The sequence below is a fragment of the Pseudomonas sp. 1L-B-1-E-C1 genome (assembly GCF_057291835.1).
Genome location: NZ_JBXAWN010000015.1, coordinates 150,697 through 167,537, shown reverse-complemented (window position 1 = coordinate 167,537; position 16,841 = coordinate 150,697). Strand labels below are relative to the sequence as shown.

General features: G+C 61.1%; 9 protein-coding genes. 5 read left to right on the top strand and 4 right to left on the bottom strand.

What is annotated here, in order from left to right:
- Positions 1-145: 145 nt before the first annotated feature.
- The gene (locus AC0Z4S_RS24225) at positions 146-1,099 is read right to left on the bottom strand and encodes a DMT family transporter (protein ID WP_485624861.1); all 954 of its coding nucleotides are present in this window, start codon (positions 1,097-1,099) and stop codon (positions 146-148) included.
- Positions 1,100-1,309: 210 nt separating this feature from the next.
- Here AC0Z4S_RS24225 and AC0Z4S_RS24220 point away from each other — a divergent pair, with 210 nt between their 5' ends.
- Complete coding sequence (locus tag AC0Z4S_RS24220; RefSeq protein WP_485624860.1) at positions 1,310-1,513, top strand: DUF6316 family protein; 204 nt, start codon at positions 1,310-1,312, stop codon at positions 1,511-1,513.
- Positions 1,514-1,636: 123 nt separating this feature from the next.
- On the opposite strand, the gene AC0Z4S_RS24215 is transcribed toward AC0Z4S_RS24220, so the two are convergent.
- Together AC0Z4S_RS24215 and pap are read right to left on the bottom strand one after the other, a co-directional pair.
- Complete coding sequence (locus AC0Z4S_RS24215) at positions 1,637-2,821, bottom strand: thiolase family protein (protein ID WP_485624859.1); 1,185 nt, start codon at positions 2,819-2,821, stop codon at positions 1,637-1,639.
- Between the two features lie 103 nt (positions 2,822-2,924).
- The gene (gene pap, locus AC0Z4S_RS24210) at positions 2,925-4,439 is read right to left on the bottom strand and encodes a polyphosphate:AMP phosphotransferase (RefSeq protein ID WP_485624858.1); all 1,515 of its coding nucleotides are present in this window, start codon (positions 4,437-4,439) and stop codon (positions 2,925-2,927) included.
- A gap of 227 nt (positions 4,440-4,666) precedes the next feature.
- Here pap and mnmC point away from each other — a divergent pair, with 227 nt between their 5' ends.
- On the top strand, positions 4,667-6,646 hold the full coding sequence (gene mnmC, locus AC0Z4S_RS24205) for a bifunctional tRNA (5-methylaminomethyl-2-thiouridine)(34)-methyltransferase MnmC2/FAD-dependent 5-carboxymethylaminomethyl-2-thiouridine(34) oxidoreductase MnmC1 (protein ID WP_485624857.1): 1,980 nt from the start codon (positions 4,667-4,669) through the stop codon (positions 6,644-6,646).
- Positions 6,647-6,649: 3 nt separating this feature from the next.
- On the opposite strand, the gene AC0Z4S_RS24200 is transcribed toward mnmC, so the two are convergent.
- Positions 6,650-11,473 (bottom strand): NEL-type E3 ubiquitin ligase domain-containing protein, encoded by a 4,824-nt coding sequence (locus AC0Z4S_RS24200; protein WP_485624856.1) that lies wholly within the window; start codon positions 11,471-11,473, stop codon positions 6,650-6,652.
- Between the two features lie 363 nt (positions 11,474-11,836).
- Between AC0Z4S_RS24200 and AC0Z4S_RS24195 the strand changes: the two genes are divergently transcribed.
- The 3 genes from AC0Z4S_RS24195 to AC0Z4S_RS24185 all read left to right on the top strand — a co-directional run bounded on the left by AC0Z4S_RS24195 (position 11,837) and on the right by AC0Z4S_RS24185 (position 16,718).
- Positions 11,837-13,609 carry an N-acetylglutaminylglutamine amidotransferase gene (locus AC0Z4S_RS24195; RefSeq protein ID WP_253504251.1) on the top strand — a complete coding sequence of 591 codons (1,773 nt, stop codon included), beginning with the start codon at positions 11,837-11,839 and terminating at the stop codon, positions 13,607-13,609.
- 3 nt (positions 13,610-13,612) lie between these two features.
- Positions 13,613-15,361, top strand: coding sequence for an N-acetylglutaminylglutamine synthetase (ngg, locus tag AC0Z4S_RS24190; RefSeq protein ID WP_485624855.1), 1,749 nt, complete (start codon positions 13,613-13,615; stop codon positions 15,359-15,361).
- Between the two features lie 166 nt (positions 15,362-15,527).
- The gene (locus AC0Z4S_RS24185; protein WP_329515498.1) at positions 15,528-16,718 is read left to right on the top strand and encodes an osmoprotectant NAGGN system M42 family peptidase; all 1,191 of its coding nucleotides are present in this window, start codon (positions 15,528-15,530) and stop codon (positions 16,716-16,718) included.
- Positions 16,719-16,841 lie beyond the last annotated feature (123 nt).

Sequence of the window (16,841 nt, the reverse complement as noted above, 5' to 3'; positions counted from 1 at the left end):
GCTGCTGCACTTCGTTTACGGAGTGCTCAAGTCAGGACTGCCATATGACCCGCAACTTGCGCTTGCCCGGTGAGGCTCAAGACGGTATCTACAGGGAAACGCATTCCAATTGTAGGAGCTGCCGCAGGCTGCGATCTTTTGATCTTCAGGCCATGCGCATCCGCCGCGCCCTGAGGCCGGCAATCAACGACGGCCCCAACGCCACCAGCGCCGAACCCAGCACCACCAGCACCGCCCCGCCATAGCCCAGCGCATTGATCTGCTCGGCATGCACATACTCGGGCCAGATCCGCGCCGCAATCGCCACCGCAACGAATGTCACCAACGGCGTGATCGCCAGCGTCGCACTCACCCGCGAGGCTTCCCAATGCGCCAGCGCTTCAGCAAATGCGCCGTAAGCGATCAAGGTATTCATGCAGCACGCCAGCAACAGCCAGCCCTGCAGCGGGCTCAGCTCCAGCGCTTCCAGCGGATGCACCCAAGGCGTCAGCAACAGCGCGCAGAACAGATAGATCACCATCATCACCTGCAACGAATTCCACACCGTCAGCAATTGCTTCTGCCCCAGCGCATAAAAAGTCCAGACCGTCGACGCCAGCAGCACCAACAGCACGCCAGCGGTGTAATCGGACAGCGAGGTCAGCAGCTCGGCCAGGCGCTGATTGAAGAACAGGCCAAAGCCGATCAGCAGCACCAGCAAGCCGATGCCCTGGCCGATGCTGAAGCGTTCCTTGAACACGAACAGGCTGGCAATCAGCAACATGATCGGGCCCATTTGCACCACCAGTTGCGCGGTGCCGGGGCTGAGCAGGTTGAGGCCCATCAGGTACAGCACGTAATTGCCGACCAGCCCCAACACCGCCATCAGCACCAGCCAGCCGCCCTTGGGCCCGAGCACCTTGCGACTCGGCAGGCGCTTGACCGAGGCCAGATAGATAAACAAGCAGCCGCCGGACACCAACAGGCGAAACCAGGTCACCGTGACCGGGTCCATCACCTGCAGCACCTGTTTGAGCTTGATCGGCAGGATGCCCCACAGAAACGCGGTCAGCAGCGCCAGGAACAGTCCGTACACCCAGCGCCCCGATGAAATGTGCATGCGAACCCCAAAAGCCTGCTGACAAGAGCGTTCATTCTAGGCGTCCGGCTGCGCACAACACAGGGACAGTTGCCGGCAGGCCGCGAATGAAACTGTGCAGGTCGCAGCAGTAAACCGCCGCGCCGCCGTTGATCGGCCGGACGGGCGCGCCAAGTCCTTCAGGCATAAGCTGATTGCAGACTTTTCCACACACTGATCAGGGAGACCGACATGTACGCCATGCGCGCCGAGGACAGCGCCCCCGCCACCCGTTTTCGCAGCGACCGCGTGTGTCGGGTCAATGGCGAACTGTATTTCAGCACCCGGGAAAATACCCTTGAGGGGCCGTTTGACAGTCCCGAGAAGGCGGAGCAGGAAATAAAGGCTTACATCGCGCGGATGCAGCAGCAGGGTTCCAGGCAGAGTCCACGGTGATTTCATCGCGAGCAGGCTCGCTCCCACAGGATTCGGTGAACATTGAAATTATGTACACCCTGAACCCTGTGGGAGCGAGCCTGCTCGCGAATGCGGTAGATCATCCAACAAATCTTTAAGCGGTTAACGCACCGCCTCAAACAACCCCGTCGCCCCCATCCCGCCCCCCACACACATGGTGACGATGCCGTAACGCAGATTGCGTCGCTGCAATTCCCGAATCAAATGCCCGACCTGGCGCGAGCCGGTCATGCCGAACGGGTGGCCGATGGAAATCGAGCCGCCATTGACGTTGTACTTCTCGTTGTCGATTTCCAGCCGATCACGGCTGTAGAGACACTGCGAAGCGAACGCCTCGTTCAATTCCCACAGATCGATATCCGCCACTTGCAGGCCCTTGGCCTTGAGCAGCTTTGGCACTGAGAACACCGGGCCGATGCCCATTTCGTCCGGCTCGCAACCGGCCACGGTGAAGCCACGGAAGAACGCTTTCGGCTTGAGGCCCAGTTCCAGCGCCTTGTCCAGACTCATCACCAGCGTCATCGACGCACCGTCGGACAGCTGTGATGAATTGCCGGCCGTCACCGAACCGTCGTCGGCAAATACCGGTTTCAAACCGGCGAGGCTTTCATAGGTGGTGTCCGGGCGGTTGCAGTCGTCGCGCTCGACCACGCCATCGAGAATCTGCACTTCACCGCTGTTCTTGTCCTCGACGCGGTATTTCACCGCCATCGGCACGATTTCATCATCGAACAGACCGGCAGCCTGGGCCTGCGCCGTACGAATCTGGCTTTGCAGCGCATAGCGATCCTGCGCCTCGCGGCTGACGCCGTAACGCCGGGCGACCACTTCGGCAGTCTGGCCCATGGTGTAGTAGATGCCGGGGGTCTGTTGCTTGAGCAGCGGGTTGATCAGGTGATCGGTGTTGACGCTTTTCAGGGTCAGGCTGATCGACTCGACGCCGCCGGCAACGATGATCTCGCTGCAACCGGAGGCGATCTGGTTGGCGGCAATCGCAATCGCCTGCAAGCCCGAGGAGCAGAAACGGTTGAGGGTCATGCCGGCGGTGCCGGTGCCCAATCGCGAGAGCACCGCGACGTTGCGGCCGATGTTGTAGCCCTGCGCGCCTTCGTTGGAGCCGGCGCCGACGATGCAGTCCTCGACGCTGGCCGGGTCGATATCGTTGCGTGTCAGCAGCGCATTGACGCAGTGGGCCGCCATGTCATCGGGGCGGGTCTGGTTGAACTTGCCGCGAAAGGATTTGGCCAGGCCGGTCCGCACGCTGTCGACGATCACCACTTCACGCATGGCATACCTCATTGTTGTTGTCGGTTGAAAGTGGACCTGAGCATAAGTCCACCTTCTTGCCGACCGTGAGGATCATTCACCCGGCGTATGCGCGGCCATCGCTTCAGTCCTTGTGTTTTTTGGCCTTCTTGTCGGATTTCTCGAACGCGTCTTCCAGCGCACGGTTGATCGTGCGCAGGACTTTCACCCGTGCCCAGCGTTTGTCGTTGGCCTCGACCAGCGTCCACGGCGCGATCTCGGTGCTGGTGCGATCGACCATGTCGCCCACTGCCGCGCGATAGGCGTCCCACTTTTCGCGGTTGCGCCAGTCGTCCTCGGTGATCTTGAAACGCTTGAAGGAGATCTCTTCACGCTCCTGAAAGCGCTCCATTTGCGTGTCCTTATCGATGGCCAGCCAGAACTTGACGACGATCACGCCGGCGTCGGCCAGTTGCTCTTCGAAGTCGTTGATCTCGCCGTAAGCGCGCAGCCAGTCGGCCTGGGTGCAGAAGCCTTCCACGCGCTCGACCAGCACCCGCCCATACCACGAGCGGTCGAATACGGTGAATTTGCCCCGCGCCGGAATGTGCCGCCAGAACCGCCACAGGTAGGGTTGCGCGCGTTCTTCTTCGGTTGGCGCGGCGATCGGCACGATGCTGTACTGACGCGGGTCGAGTGCGGCGGCGACGCGGCGGATCGCTCCACCCTTGCCCGCCGCGTCATTGCCTTCGAACACCGCGATCAGCGCATGGCGACGCATGCGTTTGTCGCGCATCAGCCCGGACAGGCGCGCCTGCTCGGTGATCAGCTGTTCTTCGTAGTCTTTCTTGTCCAGACGCTGTGTCAGGTCGAGGCTGTCGAGCAGGTTCAACTGATCGACCGGCGTACCCAGCGGCGCGGCACTGACTTCGTGGGGATTGACCTCGGCACGCTTGAGCGCATTTTGCAGGCCTTCGAGGAGAATCTTGCCCACCGCCAGGCTGCGGTAATTGGCGTCGGCGCCTTCGATGACGTGCCACGGCGCGTAATCGCGGCTGGTGCGGCGCAACACCCGCTCGCCGTATTTGACGAACTTGTCGTAGGTCTGTGATTGCTGCCAGTCCAGTGGACTGATGCGCCAGCTGTGCAACGGGTCGTCAGCCAATGACTTGAGCCGCGCTTTCATCTGTTTTTTGGACAGGTGAAACCAGAACTTGAAGATCAGCGCGCCTTCATCGCAAAGCATCTTTTCCAGACGCTCGGCGCCGGCAATGGCCTGGTCCAGACGCGGATCCTTGAACAGCCCATGGACCCTGCCCTGGAGCATCTGGCTGTACCAGTTGCCGAAGAAAATCCCCATCCGCCCCTTGGCCGGCAGCATGCGCCAGTAGCGCCACGCCGGTGGCCGTGCGAGTTCTTCATCGGTTTGCTGGTCGAAGGTGCGCACTTCGATCAGGCGCGGGTCCATCCATTCATTGAGCAGTTTGACCGTCTCGCCCTTGCCCGCCCCTTCGATGCCGTTGATCAGGATGATCACCGGGAAACGCTTCTGCTGCTGCAACTCGAACTGCGCTTCCAGCAAGGCTTCACGCAGCGCAGGGACCGCCGCCTCATAAGTGTCTTTGTCGATGGCGTGACCGATTTCAGCGGATTCAAACATGGGACGGCTCCTTCCAGGGTTCAGCAAGACTAGCGGATGATTGCAGCACCTGAACAGATCGCAGCCTTCGGCAGCTCCTACATTTGCAATGCGTTTCCCTGTAGGAGCTGCCGAAGGCTGCGATCTTTTGAAATTTTCCCTAATACGCCCAAATCCCGTCTTGTGCTGGATCAGGCAGCTCGCGCGCGATCGGCTAGAATGGCCGCCTTGTGTTTGCCGAGCCTGCCATGAAAGCCGAAATGCCCCACGCCCAACTCGACTGGGACGATCAGGGACGCCCACGTTCGCGGGTGTTCGATGACGTGTATTTTTCCGACCAGTCGGGGCTGGAGGAAACCCGTTACGTGTTTCTCGAACAGAACTGTCTGGCCGAGCGTTTCGCTGCGCTGCCGGCGGATGGACGTCTGGTCATTGGCGAAACCGGTTTCGGCACCGGACTGAATTTTCTCTGCGCCTGGCAGTTGTTCGAACAGCACGCGGTGGCCGGCGCGCGCCTGCATTTTGTCAGCGTCGAGAAGTACCCGCTGGCACCTGCGGACCTGCGTCGGGCCTTGGTCCTGTGGCCGCAGCTCAAGCCACTGGCCGATCAATTACTCAAGCAATACGTAGCGATTCATCCAGGCTTTCAGCGCATCACCCTGGCCGAAGGTCGGGTGACGCTGACCTTGCTGATTGGCGATGCGCTGGAGCAACTGCCGCAACTCGATGCACAGATCGACGCGTGGTTTCTCGACGGTTTCGCCCCGGCGAAAAACCCCGACATGTGGACCGCGGAGCTGTTCGCCGAACTGGCGCGTCTGGCCGCGCCGGGCGCGACCATCAGCACCTTCACCAGCACCGGTTGGGTCCGGCGTTTGCTCAACGCTGCCGGGTTCAAGATGAAGCGCACACCGGGCATTGGCCACAAATGGGAAATCCTGCGTGGCGAATTTCTCGGCTGGCCCGCCGAGGTGGCTGCGCCAGTGCCGGCAAAACCCTGGTTCGCCCGCCCTGCTCCGTTCACCGGCGAACGCCGGGCGCTGGTGATCGGCGCGGGTCTGGCCGGCTGCGCGACGGCGTCGAGCCTGGCGGCGCGCGGCTGGCGGGTGAGCCTGCTGGAACGTCACGCTGCGGTAGCCCAAGAAGCCTCGGGCAACCCGCAAGGCGTGCTCTATCTGAAGCTGTCCGCCCATGGCACCGCGTTGTCGCAATTGATTGTCAGCGGCTTCGGTTACACCCGGCGCCTGCTGGAAAGCCTGCAACGCGGCACTGATTGGGACGACTGCGGCGTGCTGCAACTGGCGTTCAACGCCAAGGAAGCCGAGCGTCATGCGCAATTGGCGGAGGCGTTTCCCGAGGATCTTCTGCAATGGCTGGACCAGCCGCAAGCGCAGGCGCGCGCCGGTGTCGGCGTGGTCCATGGCGGTCTGTTCTATCCCGAGGGTGGCTGGGTGCATCCGCCGGCGCTGTGTCAGGCCCAGGCGATGCACGCCAATGTTGAATTGCTCAATCATCAGGAAGCTTTGCAACTGCGCAAAGCCGCAGACCAGTGGCAAGCCTTCGACGGCGAGCGTTTGCTCGCCAGTGCACCCGTTGTGGTCTTGGCCGGCGCCGCGGAAATCAAACGTTTCGCGCAGAGTGCCGAATTGCCGCTCAAGCGCATTCGCGGGCAGATCACTCGCCTGGCTGAAACCGCAGACAGTCGTGCGCTGGCCACGGTGGTGTGCGCCGAAGGCTACGTCGCCCCGGCACGCCTGGGCGAGCACACGCTGGGCGCCAGTTTCGACTTCAACAGTGACGACCTGACGCCCACGACCGCCGAGCACCAAGGCAATCTGGCGATGCTCGAAGAGATTTCCAGCGATCTGCTGACACGTCTGAACATCAGCGAGCAGCCACTTGAGAACCTTGGGGGCCGCGCCGCCTTCCGTTGCACCAGCCCTGACTATCTGCCGATCGTCGGCCCGCTCGCCGACCGCGCGGCCTTCGTTCAGACCTACGCGGCCCTGAGCAAGGACGCCCGGCAAGTGCCGGACAGCGCTTGCCCGTGGCTCGATGGCCTGTACATCAACAGCGGCCACGGTTCTCGCGGGCTGATCACCGCGCCGCTGTCCGGCGAACTGCTCGCCGCGTGGCTGGACAACGAGCCGCTGCCGTTACCACGCAGCGTGGCCGAAGCCTGCCATCCCAACCGTTTCGCATTGCGCCAGTTGATTCGCGGCAAGTGAGTTTCACGGGTCCGGCATCACGCAGAGGCCCAGGTCCATCAGGCGAATCGACTCCTCCGACAGGCGCTTGTACACGGCCTCCTGCGCCTGCTCCTTTTCGAGTCTGAGGGCTTCCCCCTGACTCAAATAGTCGGCACTGGGCAGTGTGTCCGCCTGCTCATCCAGCGCACTCATGCGCGGTGCGAAGGATTCATCGATCAGCGAGAACTTGCGGGTAAAAGTACGTTTCAAGTAGTCACGCCAGAAGGTTTGCTCCTGGATGAATTTCAGCCACCGGGGCGAGAGTTCGGCCGTGGTGATCCGGTGTTTTGCCGTGTCCAGATCAGTGGCAGTCACGCCGCTCTGCGCCTCGAACAGCATATTCTGCGGCTGGCCGGGCAGGTCCAGGGCCTTTGCCAACCCGACGCGATAAGCCAGGTTGACCTCCAGCGGATCCAGTTTCGGCACCCTGATGGCGTGTTCCCGGGCAATCGCGTTCAGTTGTTCCAGCCGAAACAGGCCGCGGCCGAGGTTGAGCAGTGGTCTGGCAGTGACCGTGCCGCCGGATCTCCTGGTGATACGGTCGACCTCAACGGTCACTTCAAGATGACTGAAGTTGACCGCCGCGCTGTCAATGCAATTGATCGGGTTGGCGGCCTCATCGAGCAACTGAGCGCAGAGGGCGCGATCGGCCTCCGCCGCCTTCAGAACCACCCAGACCCGTCGCTGCATGTCAGCCCTGCTCTTTGCGGCGTCGGCGGTATCGCCCAGTTGCGCGAGCAAATGAAACAGGCCTTCTGCACGCGTATCGTCGCGAAATGCCGCCCAGATGCGCGCCTGCTCGGCCCAGTCTTCTCCGCTGTTTTTGGTAAACCATAACGAGCGCGCGGTGCTCTCGTTGAAACGGGCAATGTCGTCTGCGGGATAACCCATTCCTATACCGAAATTGTTGCGGTAGTTATCCAGATACGTTTTGGTGGTTTCAGTAAAGGGATTGAGCCCCACGTTGAGGGCCTGGGTGAATTTTCGCGGTTTCTGAAACAGCCAATCGGGCAACTCCCTGATTTTGTTCTCGCCCATATCCATCCATTCGATATAGACGCAATTGCGCAGACCTTCAGGCAGTTCGGTAATCCCCGTATTGCGCAGCAATAGCCGACGCAGGTTGCTCATCTGACTGACATCCGGGGTGGCGCCCAGCGCGTTCCTGTTCAGATCCAGAAACCACAACGTGCGCAGCCGGTTCAGCTTCGCCAGCGTCTGCTCGGTCAGTTTCAGCTGGTTGTTGGCCAGGCTCAATCGTTTGAGGTTGGGCATATACGACAGCACTTCGGGCAGCCGGGTGATGTTATTGGTGTCGAGTTGCAGCGACTCAAGCTGTTTGAAGGATTTGAGAAAGTGCGCGACATCATCGCCCTGCGCCATGTTGCGCATCGACAAGTGCTGCACATGGGCGAAGCTCAGACCCGGTGAAAAGGTCGGCAGCTTGCCGATGCGCATGCCGTCAAGGTCGAGGGCACAGACCGATCTGCCCTGTTCATCCTTGATCCAGTGAAACCGCCGAAAACTCTCCTCGATCAGCTCGGCTGCCATCTTGCGGCTGTGCCGCGCTTCGGCCAGATCGCCCCCCATCGCCTTCAGGGCAACGCCATCCTCGCTCCAGACGAAGAGAACGTCCCGCAGGGTTTGCAGATCCTGACGCAAGGCTTTGAGCCGGATCGCCTGGCTGAGCGGATCATCGCCCAGTTCATCGAGCAATTGCCGGACCTGGGCGTCGTCCAGGCGTGGATAGAGTTTGCGCACTGCGCGCATCAATCTGCGTGGGTGATTCGTCGCAGGGGCCTGATCGCCTTGCACGCAGGCAGGCTCGACAACCAGCGCTTCGTACTCGCCACTGATCAGTGTTCGCCCGGTGGCTTCGCGTTGCTCCAGCCCTGCGTCGAGCAATTTGCTGCGCAAGCGCTGCCTGCTGGTCTGCCCGACATCGACAAATCCGATCGCGTTACGCTGACGTGATGGCAGTGCTTTGAGGATGGCGGTATACAAGGCGTTGGGCCCCGACGTTACTTTGCCAAGGGATATTTTGTCGCCGCCAAACGCTTCATAGCCGTCAGTGGATTTCACCAGATAGCAGGTATTGCCAGAGGTTGCCGACGCATCGCCGATGGCTTCCAGTACCGGGCCGGTCAAGGCTTTGTCGCGTACCTCCAGGCGCAGTTGTTTATCCCAGCCGCTGAGGCGTGGCAGCAACTGAATGGCCAGTTTGTCGGTATCGGCATTCGCCAGCCTTGGCCAGTGAAATCCGCTCAGCGCGCGGTCATGCCGCACCTCGGCGGCACCGGCCCGGACTCGCTGCCCCAGTTGCAATGGCACCCGTGCGCTGGTGCGCAGGTGTTGACGCTCGACACTGGGTGCGCGGTCGATCAGCCGCTGTCCATAGCGCGCGGGGATGTCAGGAAAAACCGCGCGCAGTTTGAGCAAATCATCCGCCTGACTCTGGTCGTAGCGCTGATACAGGCGTTCGACCACTGCGCGGTAATCCGACTGGAGCGCCGCACCGAGCTTTTTCGCCAGCGCGGTTTCCTCGGTGCTTTTCGTGACGTTGCCGCCAAGCAACGCATCGACCTCGCTTTGGTACAGGCCATCGATAACCGTGCGCAGCAATTGGCCCCGGGCCAACTGGCTGCGGGTAACGACCACCCCCAGCGTCTCGTCGATCACGCTGTTTGCGGGATAAGTCGCCTCGACGATGCCCTCGTCATTGGTGACCTCGAGATAGCGGTCAGTGGGCCAGCCCGGCAATTTCGGCAGGGCATGCATCTGCTCCTCGACAGGTTGCCCAGAGTGGATCTCACCGCTCTGCAGCTCCGTGGTCAGTTCGCGTAACTGGCGCCCGATGCGTACACGTTCGACGGTATCGCGCAGGCGCACTGGAAGCTTCAGATTGTCGTTGAACGTCTCGAGCAATGCCTGCTGCGAAGTGCCACTGAGCCGACGCAGCATGTCCAGGTCACTGTCGACAAATTCGTGCAAGTGCGGATCGATGCGTTTGAGCGTATAGGCACTGCTGCCCCATTCTTCGGGTTCTTCGGCGGGCAATCGCCAGCCACCTTCGACGTGGCGGTTCAGCTCGGGAACATAGGCTTGCGCGCGTTGCGGGTGCTCCAGGAACAAGCGCCGGGCATCGGCATCAAAACGGCCGGCCAGCACGCGATCGTCAACACGAGCGACGGTTTTGGTGCCAATCAGGTACAGCTCTTTGGAGCCGGCACTGATGGTAAAACCGGAAGGGAGGATATGCTCGTACCGACTGAGATCGTTTTTCCACAGGCGCGGCTTGCCGGCCCGATTGAGTATCGCGGTGAATTGTCCGAAGAATTCCGGGTGCGCGCGCAACAATTTGCGCCCCAGCGTCCCGAGCACTTTTTGACCGCCGGCAAAGACGCCCATCAAGGCGATGTCCTCGACCACGCTGAGCAGATGCGACAGGGCTTGCTGATGATCGCCGCGCTGCCAGTCCTCGACACCGTCGTACACTTCACCGAGCAGTTGCCCTACCGCCACGCCCATCATCAGTTGCCCGAGCACCGGCACGAACAGCCCGGCCACCGAGGCAATGCTCACCCCGCGCTGAACAAAATCCAGCAGGCGCTTGCGGCGCGTCTCTTCATCGATATCCGCGGTTGGCACGGCCAGTTTACGGGCGTCGATCTGCAACTTGCCGACATGGCTTTGCACCATGAACTCGAAGAGTGGCACGCTGATCGGCCACTGTTGGACGAAGCCCAGATCGCCGTTTTCAGCGAACGTCTTGAAGAAATCGGCCTTGTCATCTTCGTCGAGGCTGCGGGCAAAGTACTCCTGATACTCGGGAGTTTTGAGTTGCTGCACGAGGTAGCGCTTGAACGCATTGAAACTCGGGTATTCATACACCGGCCGCTCAGGTTCGCCGGGCATATACACCATGCATCCGTCCTCGGGGTGTTGTTCCACGGAGCGTCTGGAAAATACGACCACGCCCCACACGCAGCTGTCGAGGACCTTGATGCCCTGCATGATCCACGAGTCTTTGCCGTAGCGCAGGGTTTGCGCCGATGCCACGCCCTCGGCCACCATCAGATCCTGCAGCATGCGCAAACCTGTCGCGGTGATATGGCCCTTGAGCGCGGCCATATGCGTATCCAGTTCCAGCAGCGATTGCTTTAAAGCGGCGATATCGCGGGTCATTGCACTGGTCGCCACGACTGTGCCGCTGTCATCACGCAGCCCGAACACTTGCTGCAGATGCTCCTGATATCTTTTGCCCAGATCCAGTTGGCGACAAAACGCGGCAAATGCCGCCGGGGTCAGGCCGTTCACGCCCTGCGGCGCGCTTGTCAGGCGCACCTGACTGCCATCGGGAAACGCGTCAGCCTGCTCTTCGTCTTCGGTGAAGTTCTGCATGGCTACCTGCAAGAGGGTTTGCGAAGCGTGTTTGACGATATCTGTCCCGGGCTGATCGGTCGCGGTCGCGTCGCAGCCACAATCAACGCCCGGCAGACTGATTACATCCGCGCCTGCGTCATAAAGCGCTGGCCATTTTTTGCTCAACGCCGCCTCAAGCTCATTGATACAGAAGCTGTTCAAGGGTTTTAGCCGGGTCAGGTCCTTATCGACCTTCAACTGTTTGGCGTGCAGTTCACGATTGATTTCATCCAGCCTGGCCAGGCTGGCGGGCGAAGCCTGGAGCAAATGCGTCGAGAGATTCTTTTCCAGGGTTTCGGCGATTTCAAGGTCGCCGGTTGCGTCGAACAAAGTGCTCAGGATCGACGTTTTAATCTGTGGATCTGTCTTGTCTTGGGTGGGCATGGCAATAGTCCTTTATTGCGGTTGAGCCCTTGACCTTAGCGATCCCGCGCAGCAATTAACAATTCAAAATCCTGTGGGCAATCCGCACTTATCAAGCACCTTTTGTCATGGAAAAAATACGCCTGCACCACCCGGCCAGCACAAACCTTTGCAGTGAACCGCTTACTTGAAAAAGCGTAACGGCGCGCACGCCCAACGCGTGTTGCGGATGCCGCGCCTGACTGCCGGCAAAGCGACGTGGCGGCTGGCTTATAACTTATCGATCTAAAACTCCACTTACCGCGACAGGTCAGTTTCTGAGTACCCGCACTTTTTGCGCGGTACGGCTTGACCTTCCCCAACGGAAAAACCGGTAAGGACCTTATGTGCGGATTAGCTGGCGAGTTACGTTTTGATCAACAACCTGCAGACCTTGCAGCGATCGAGAGAATCACCCATCACCTTGCCCCTCGCGGCCCAGACGCGTGGGGCTTCCATGCCCAAGGGCCGATTGCCCTGGGCCATCGACGCCTGAAAATCATGGACCTGTCGGACGGCTCGGCGCAGCCGATGATCGACAGCCAACTGGGTCTGTCCCTGGCCTTCAATGGCGCGATCTACAACTTCCCGGAATTGCGCGAAGAGCTCGAAGCGCTCGGTTATGCCTTCTATTCGGGCGGCGACACCGAAGTGCTGCTCAAGGGTTATCACGCCTGGGGCGAGGCGCTGCTGCCGAAACTCAACGGCATGTTCGCCTTTGCCATCTGGGAGCGCGATGCCCAGCGCCTGTTCATCGCCCGCGACCGTCTCGGCGTGAAGCCGCTGTACCTGTCGCGCACCGGCCAGCGGCTGCGCTTTGCCTCGGCATTGCCGGCCCTGCTCAAGGGCGGCGATATCAACCCGATCCTTGATCCGGTAGCGCTTAACCACTACCTGAATTTCCACGCAGTCGTACCTGCGCCGCGCACGTTGCTGGCCGGTATCGAAAAACTGCCGCCCGCCACCTGGATGCGCGTTGAAGCCGATGGCCGCACCGAACAGAAAACCTGGTGGACCCTGCCCTACGGCCCGCATGAGGACGAGAAAAACCTCAACCTTGAAGACTGGGTCGATCGCGTCCTCGACAGCACCCGCGAAGCGGTGGCGATTCGTCAGCGCGCGGCGGTTGATGTCGGTGTGTTGCTGTCCGGCGGTGTCGATTCGAGCATGCTCGTCGGCCTGTTGCGCGAAGTCGGCGTAGAGAATCTGTCGACCTTTTCCATCGGTTTCCAGGACGCCGGCGGTGAACGCGGCGATGAATTCCAGTATTCGGACCTGATCGCCAAGCACTACGGCACCCGCCACCATCAGTTGCGCATCGACGAGAAAGAAATCATCGAGCAACTGCCTGCCGCGTTCCGCGCGATGAGCGAGCCGATGGTCAGCCACGATTGCATTGCCTTCTACCTGTTGTCTCGGGAAGTGGCCAAACATTGCAAAGTGGTGCAGAGCGGCCAGGGTGCCGACGAGTTGTTTGCCGGCTATCACTGGTATCCGCAAGTCGACGGCGCGGCGGATCCTTATGCGGCCTATCGCGATGCGTTTTTCGACCGCAGCTATGACGACTATGCCGCAACCGTGCAGCCGAAATGGCTGGTCGACCACGACGCGGCCGGCGACTTCGTCAAAGAGCATTTTGCCCAGCCTGGCGCTGATGCCGCGGTGGACAAAGCCTTGCGTCTGGACAGCACGGTGATGCTGGTCGATGACCCGGTCAAACGCGTCGACAACATGACCATGGCCTGGGGCCTGGAAGCGCGCACGCCGTTCCTCGACTATCGACTGGTCGAACTCTCGGCTCGGGTGCCAGGCCAATTCAAGCTGCCCGATGGCGGCAAACAAGTGCTCAAGGAAGCCGCGCGTCGAGTCATTCCAAGCGAAGTGATCGACCGCAAGAAAGGTTATTTCCCGGTGCCGGGCCTCAAGCATTTGCAGGGCGACACGCTCAATTGGGTGCGCGAGCTGCTGCTCGATCCGAGTCAGGATCGCGGCCTGTTCAACCCGACCATGCTCGACAAGCTTTTGACTGATCCGCAAGGCCAACTGACCCCATTGCGCGGTTCGAAACTGTGGCAACTGGCGGCCCTGAACCTGTGGCTCAGTGAACAAGGAATCTGATTGATGAAACCCCATGCCACGTCCATCAACCAACGCCTGTTGCGTGGTCAGGCCCCCTCGTATGAACGTTTGCAGGCGCGCCTGGCCGAAGACGGCAGCGAACCTGCCACCGCCCCGATTGCCGTGCATTGCGGTTGGGGCCGGCTGCTGATCGGTCACACTTTTCCCGACCCGGCGTCACTGGCGCAGGAACTGCTCAACGAGCAGCCCGGCGAGCGCGACATCGCCCTGTATGTCGCCGCACCGCAGCAGATTCTCGGCCTCGAGCCGACTCAGCTGTTTCTCGATCCGTCCGACACCCTGCGCCTGTGGTTCAGCGATTACCGGCAAGCCACGCGAGTGTTTCGCGGCTTCCGCATTCGTCGTGCGCAGAGCGAAACCGACTGGCAAGGCATCAACCGTTTGTATCAGGCGCGCGGCATGTTGCCGATCGACCCGCAACTGCTCACCCCGCATCATCAGGGCGGCCCGGTGTACTGGCTGGCGGAAGACGAGGACAGCGGCGCGGTGATCGGCAGTGTCATGGGCCTCAATCATCAGAACGCCTTCAACGACCCGGAACACGGCAGCAGCCTGTGGTGCCTGGCGGTCGATCCGCATTGCTCGCGTCCAGGCGTTGGCGAAGTGCTGGTGCGACATCTGGTCGAGCACTTCATGAGCCGCGGCCTGGCGTATCTCGACCTGTCGGTATTGCACGACAATCGTCAGGCGAAAAACCTCTACGCCAAACTGGGTTTTCGTAACCTGCCGACCTTCGCCATCAAGCGCAAGAACGGCATCAATCAACCGCTGTTTCTCGGCCCGGGGCCTGAGGCGAATTTCAATCCTTACGCGCGGATCATCGTCGAAGAAGCGCATCGACGCGGCATCGACGTGCAAGTGGATGACGCCGACGCCGGGCTGTTCACCCTCAGCCATGGCGGCCGTCGCGTGCGCTGTCGCGAGTCGCTGAGCGATCTGACCAGCGCGATCAGCATGACCCTGTGCCAGGACAAAAGCCTGACCCACAAGGTGCTGAAAGCCGCTGGTCTGAAGCTGCCGGCGCAACAACTGGCAGGCAATGCCGACGATAGTCTGGCCTTTCTCGATGAACACCAACGGGTAGTGGTAAAGCCTCTCGACGGCGAACAGGGCCATGGCGTCGCCGTGGATCTGCGCACCATTGAAGAAGTGCAGAAGGCCATCGAAACCGCCAAGCAGTTCGACAGTCGCGTGCTGCTGGAAAGCTTCCACGAAGGCCTCGATCTACGGATTGTGGTGATTGGTTTTGAAGTGGTAGCGGCGGCGATTCGCCGTCCGGCGGAAGTGGTTGGCGACGGTCAGCATTCGATCGGTGCGCTGATCGAAGCGCAAAGCCGCCGTCGACAAGCGGCCACCAGCGGCGAAAGCAAGATCCCGCTGGACCACGAAACCCAACGCACGCTGCATGCTGCCGGCTATGACTACAGCAGCATTCTGCCGGCCGGCGAGCATCTGTTCGTGCGGCGCACGGCCAATCTGCACACCGGCGGGACGCTGGAAGACGTGACCGACATTCTCCATCCGACCCTGGTCGACGCGGCAGTGCGGGCGGCGCGGGCGCTGGATATTCCGATGGTCGGCCTCGATCTGATGGTGCCGGCGGCGGATCAGCCCGAGTACGTGTTCATCGAAGCCAACGAACGTGCCGGCCTGGCCAACCATGAACCGCAGCCGACGGCGGAGCGCTTTGTCGATCTGTTGTTTCCGCACAGTCAGCCGGCTGTTTCTTGATTATGCAGCGCCTCCACTGACGCCTTCGCGAGCAAGCTCGCTCCCACAGGGGATGCATTCCAAATGTGGGAGCGAGCTTGCTCGCGAAAGGGTTGCATCAGGCGCCACAAATCTTTCTCTCATCGAAACCATCGGTGTGCTCAACCCATCAGGAGTTTCCATGACCATGACCACACAAATCCCTGAACCCGATCTGGCTTACCTGCAAAAAGTCCTGCTGGAAATGCTCGCGATTCCCAGCCCCACCGGCTTCACCGACACGATCGTGCGCTACGTCGCCGAACGTCTTGAAGAGCTGGGCATTCCGTTCGAAATGACCCGGCGCGGCACCATTCGCGCCACACTGAAGGGCAAAAAGAGCAGCCCTGACCGCGCGGTGTCTGCGCACCTGGACACCATCGGTGCCGCCGTCCGTGCGGTGAAAGACAACGGTCGCCTGACCCTCGCCCCGGTCGGTTGCTGGTCGAGCCGCTTTGCCGAGGGCAGCCGGGTCAGCCTGTTTACCGACACCGGCGTGATTCGCGGCAGCGTGCTGCCGCTGATGGCCTCCGGGCATGCGTTCAATACTCAGGTCGATGAAATGCCGATCAGTTGGGATCACGTCGAACTGCGTCTGGATGCTTACTGCGCGACCAAGGCCGATTGCGAATCGCTGGGCATTCATGTCGGTGACGTGGTGGCGTTCGACCCGCTGCCGGAGTTCACCGAAAGCGGCCATATCAGCGCGCGCCACCTCGACGACAAGGCCGGCGTTGCCGCGCTGCTCGCCGCGCTCAAGGCGATTGTCGACAGCGGCCAGGAACTGAACATTGATTGCCATCCGCTGTTCACCATCACCGAAGAAACCGGCAGTGGTGCGGCGGCGGCATTGCCGTGGGACGTCAGTGAATTTGTCGGCATCGACATTGCGCCGGTAGCGCCGGGCCAGCATTCCAGCGAACACGCGGTGAGCGTGGCGATGCAGGATTCCGGCGGGCCGTATGACTATCACTTGTCACGGCATCTGTTGCGCTTGGCGGGTGAACACGAATTGCCGGTGCGCCGCGACATGTTCCGCTATTACTTCAGCGATGCGCACTCGGCGGTCACCGCCGGCCACGACATCCGCACCGCCCTGCTCGCCTTCGGTTGCGATGCCACGCACGGTTACGAACGCACGCACATCGACAGCCTGGCGGCGCTCAGCCGCTTGCTCGGCGCGTACATTCTGAGCCCGCCGGTGTTCGCCAGCGACGCGGCCCCGGCCAATGCCTCACTGGATCGCTTCAGTCATCAGATCGAGCATGACACGCAGATGGAAAGCGAAACCCGGGTGCCGCCGGTGGACAGTCTGGTGGGGCAGCGTTCCGACAGTTGAATCTTCGGTGATCACATAACCGTCTTCGCGAGCAGGCTCGCTCCCACAGGGATCGCATCAAATGTGGGAGCGAGCCTGCTCGCGAATGGGCCGGCACAACCAATACAGAACTGGCAGGCAAAA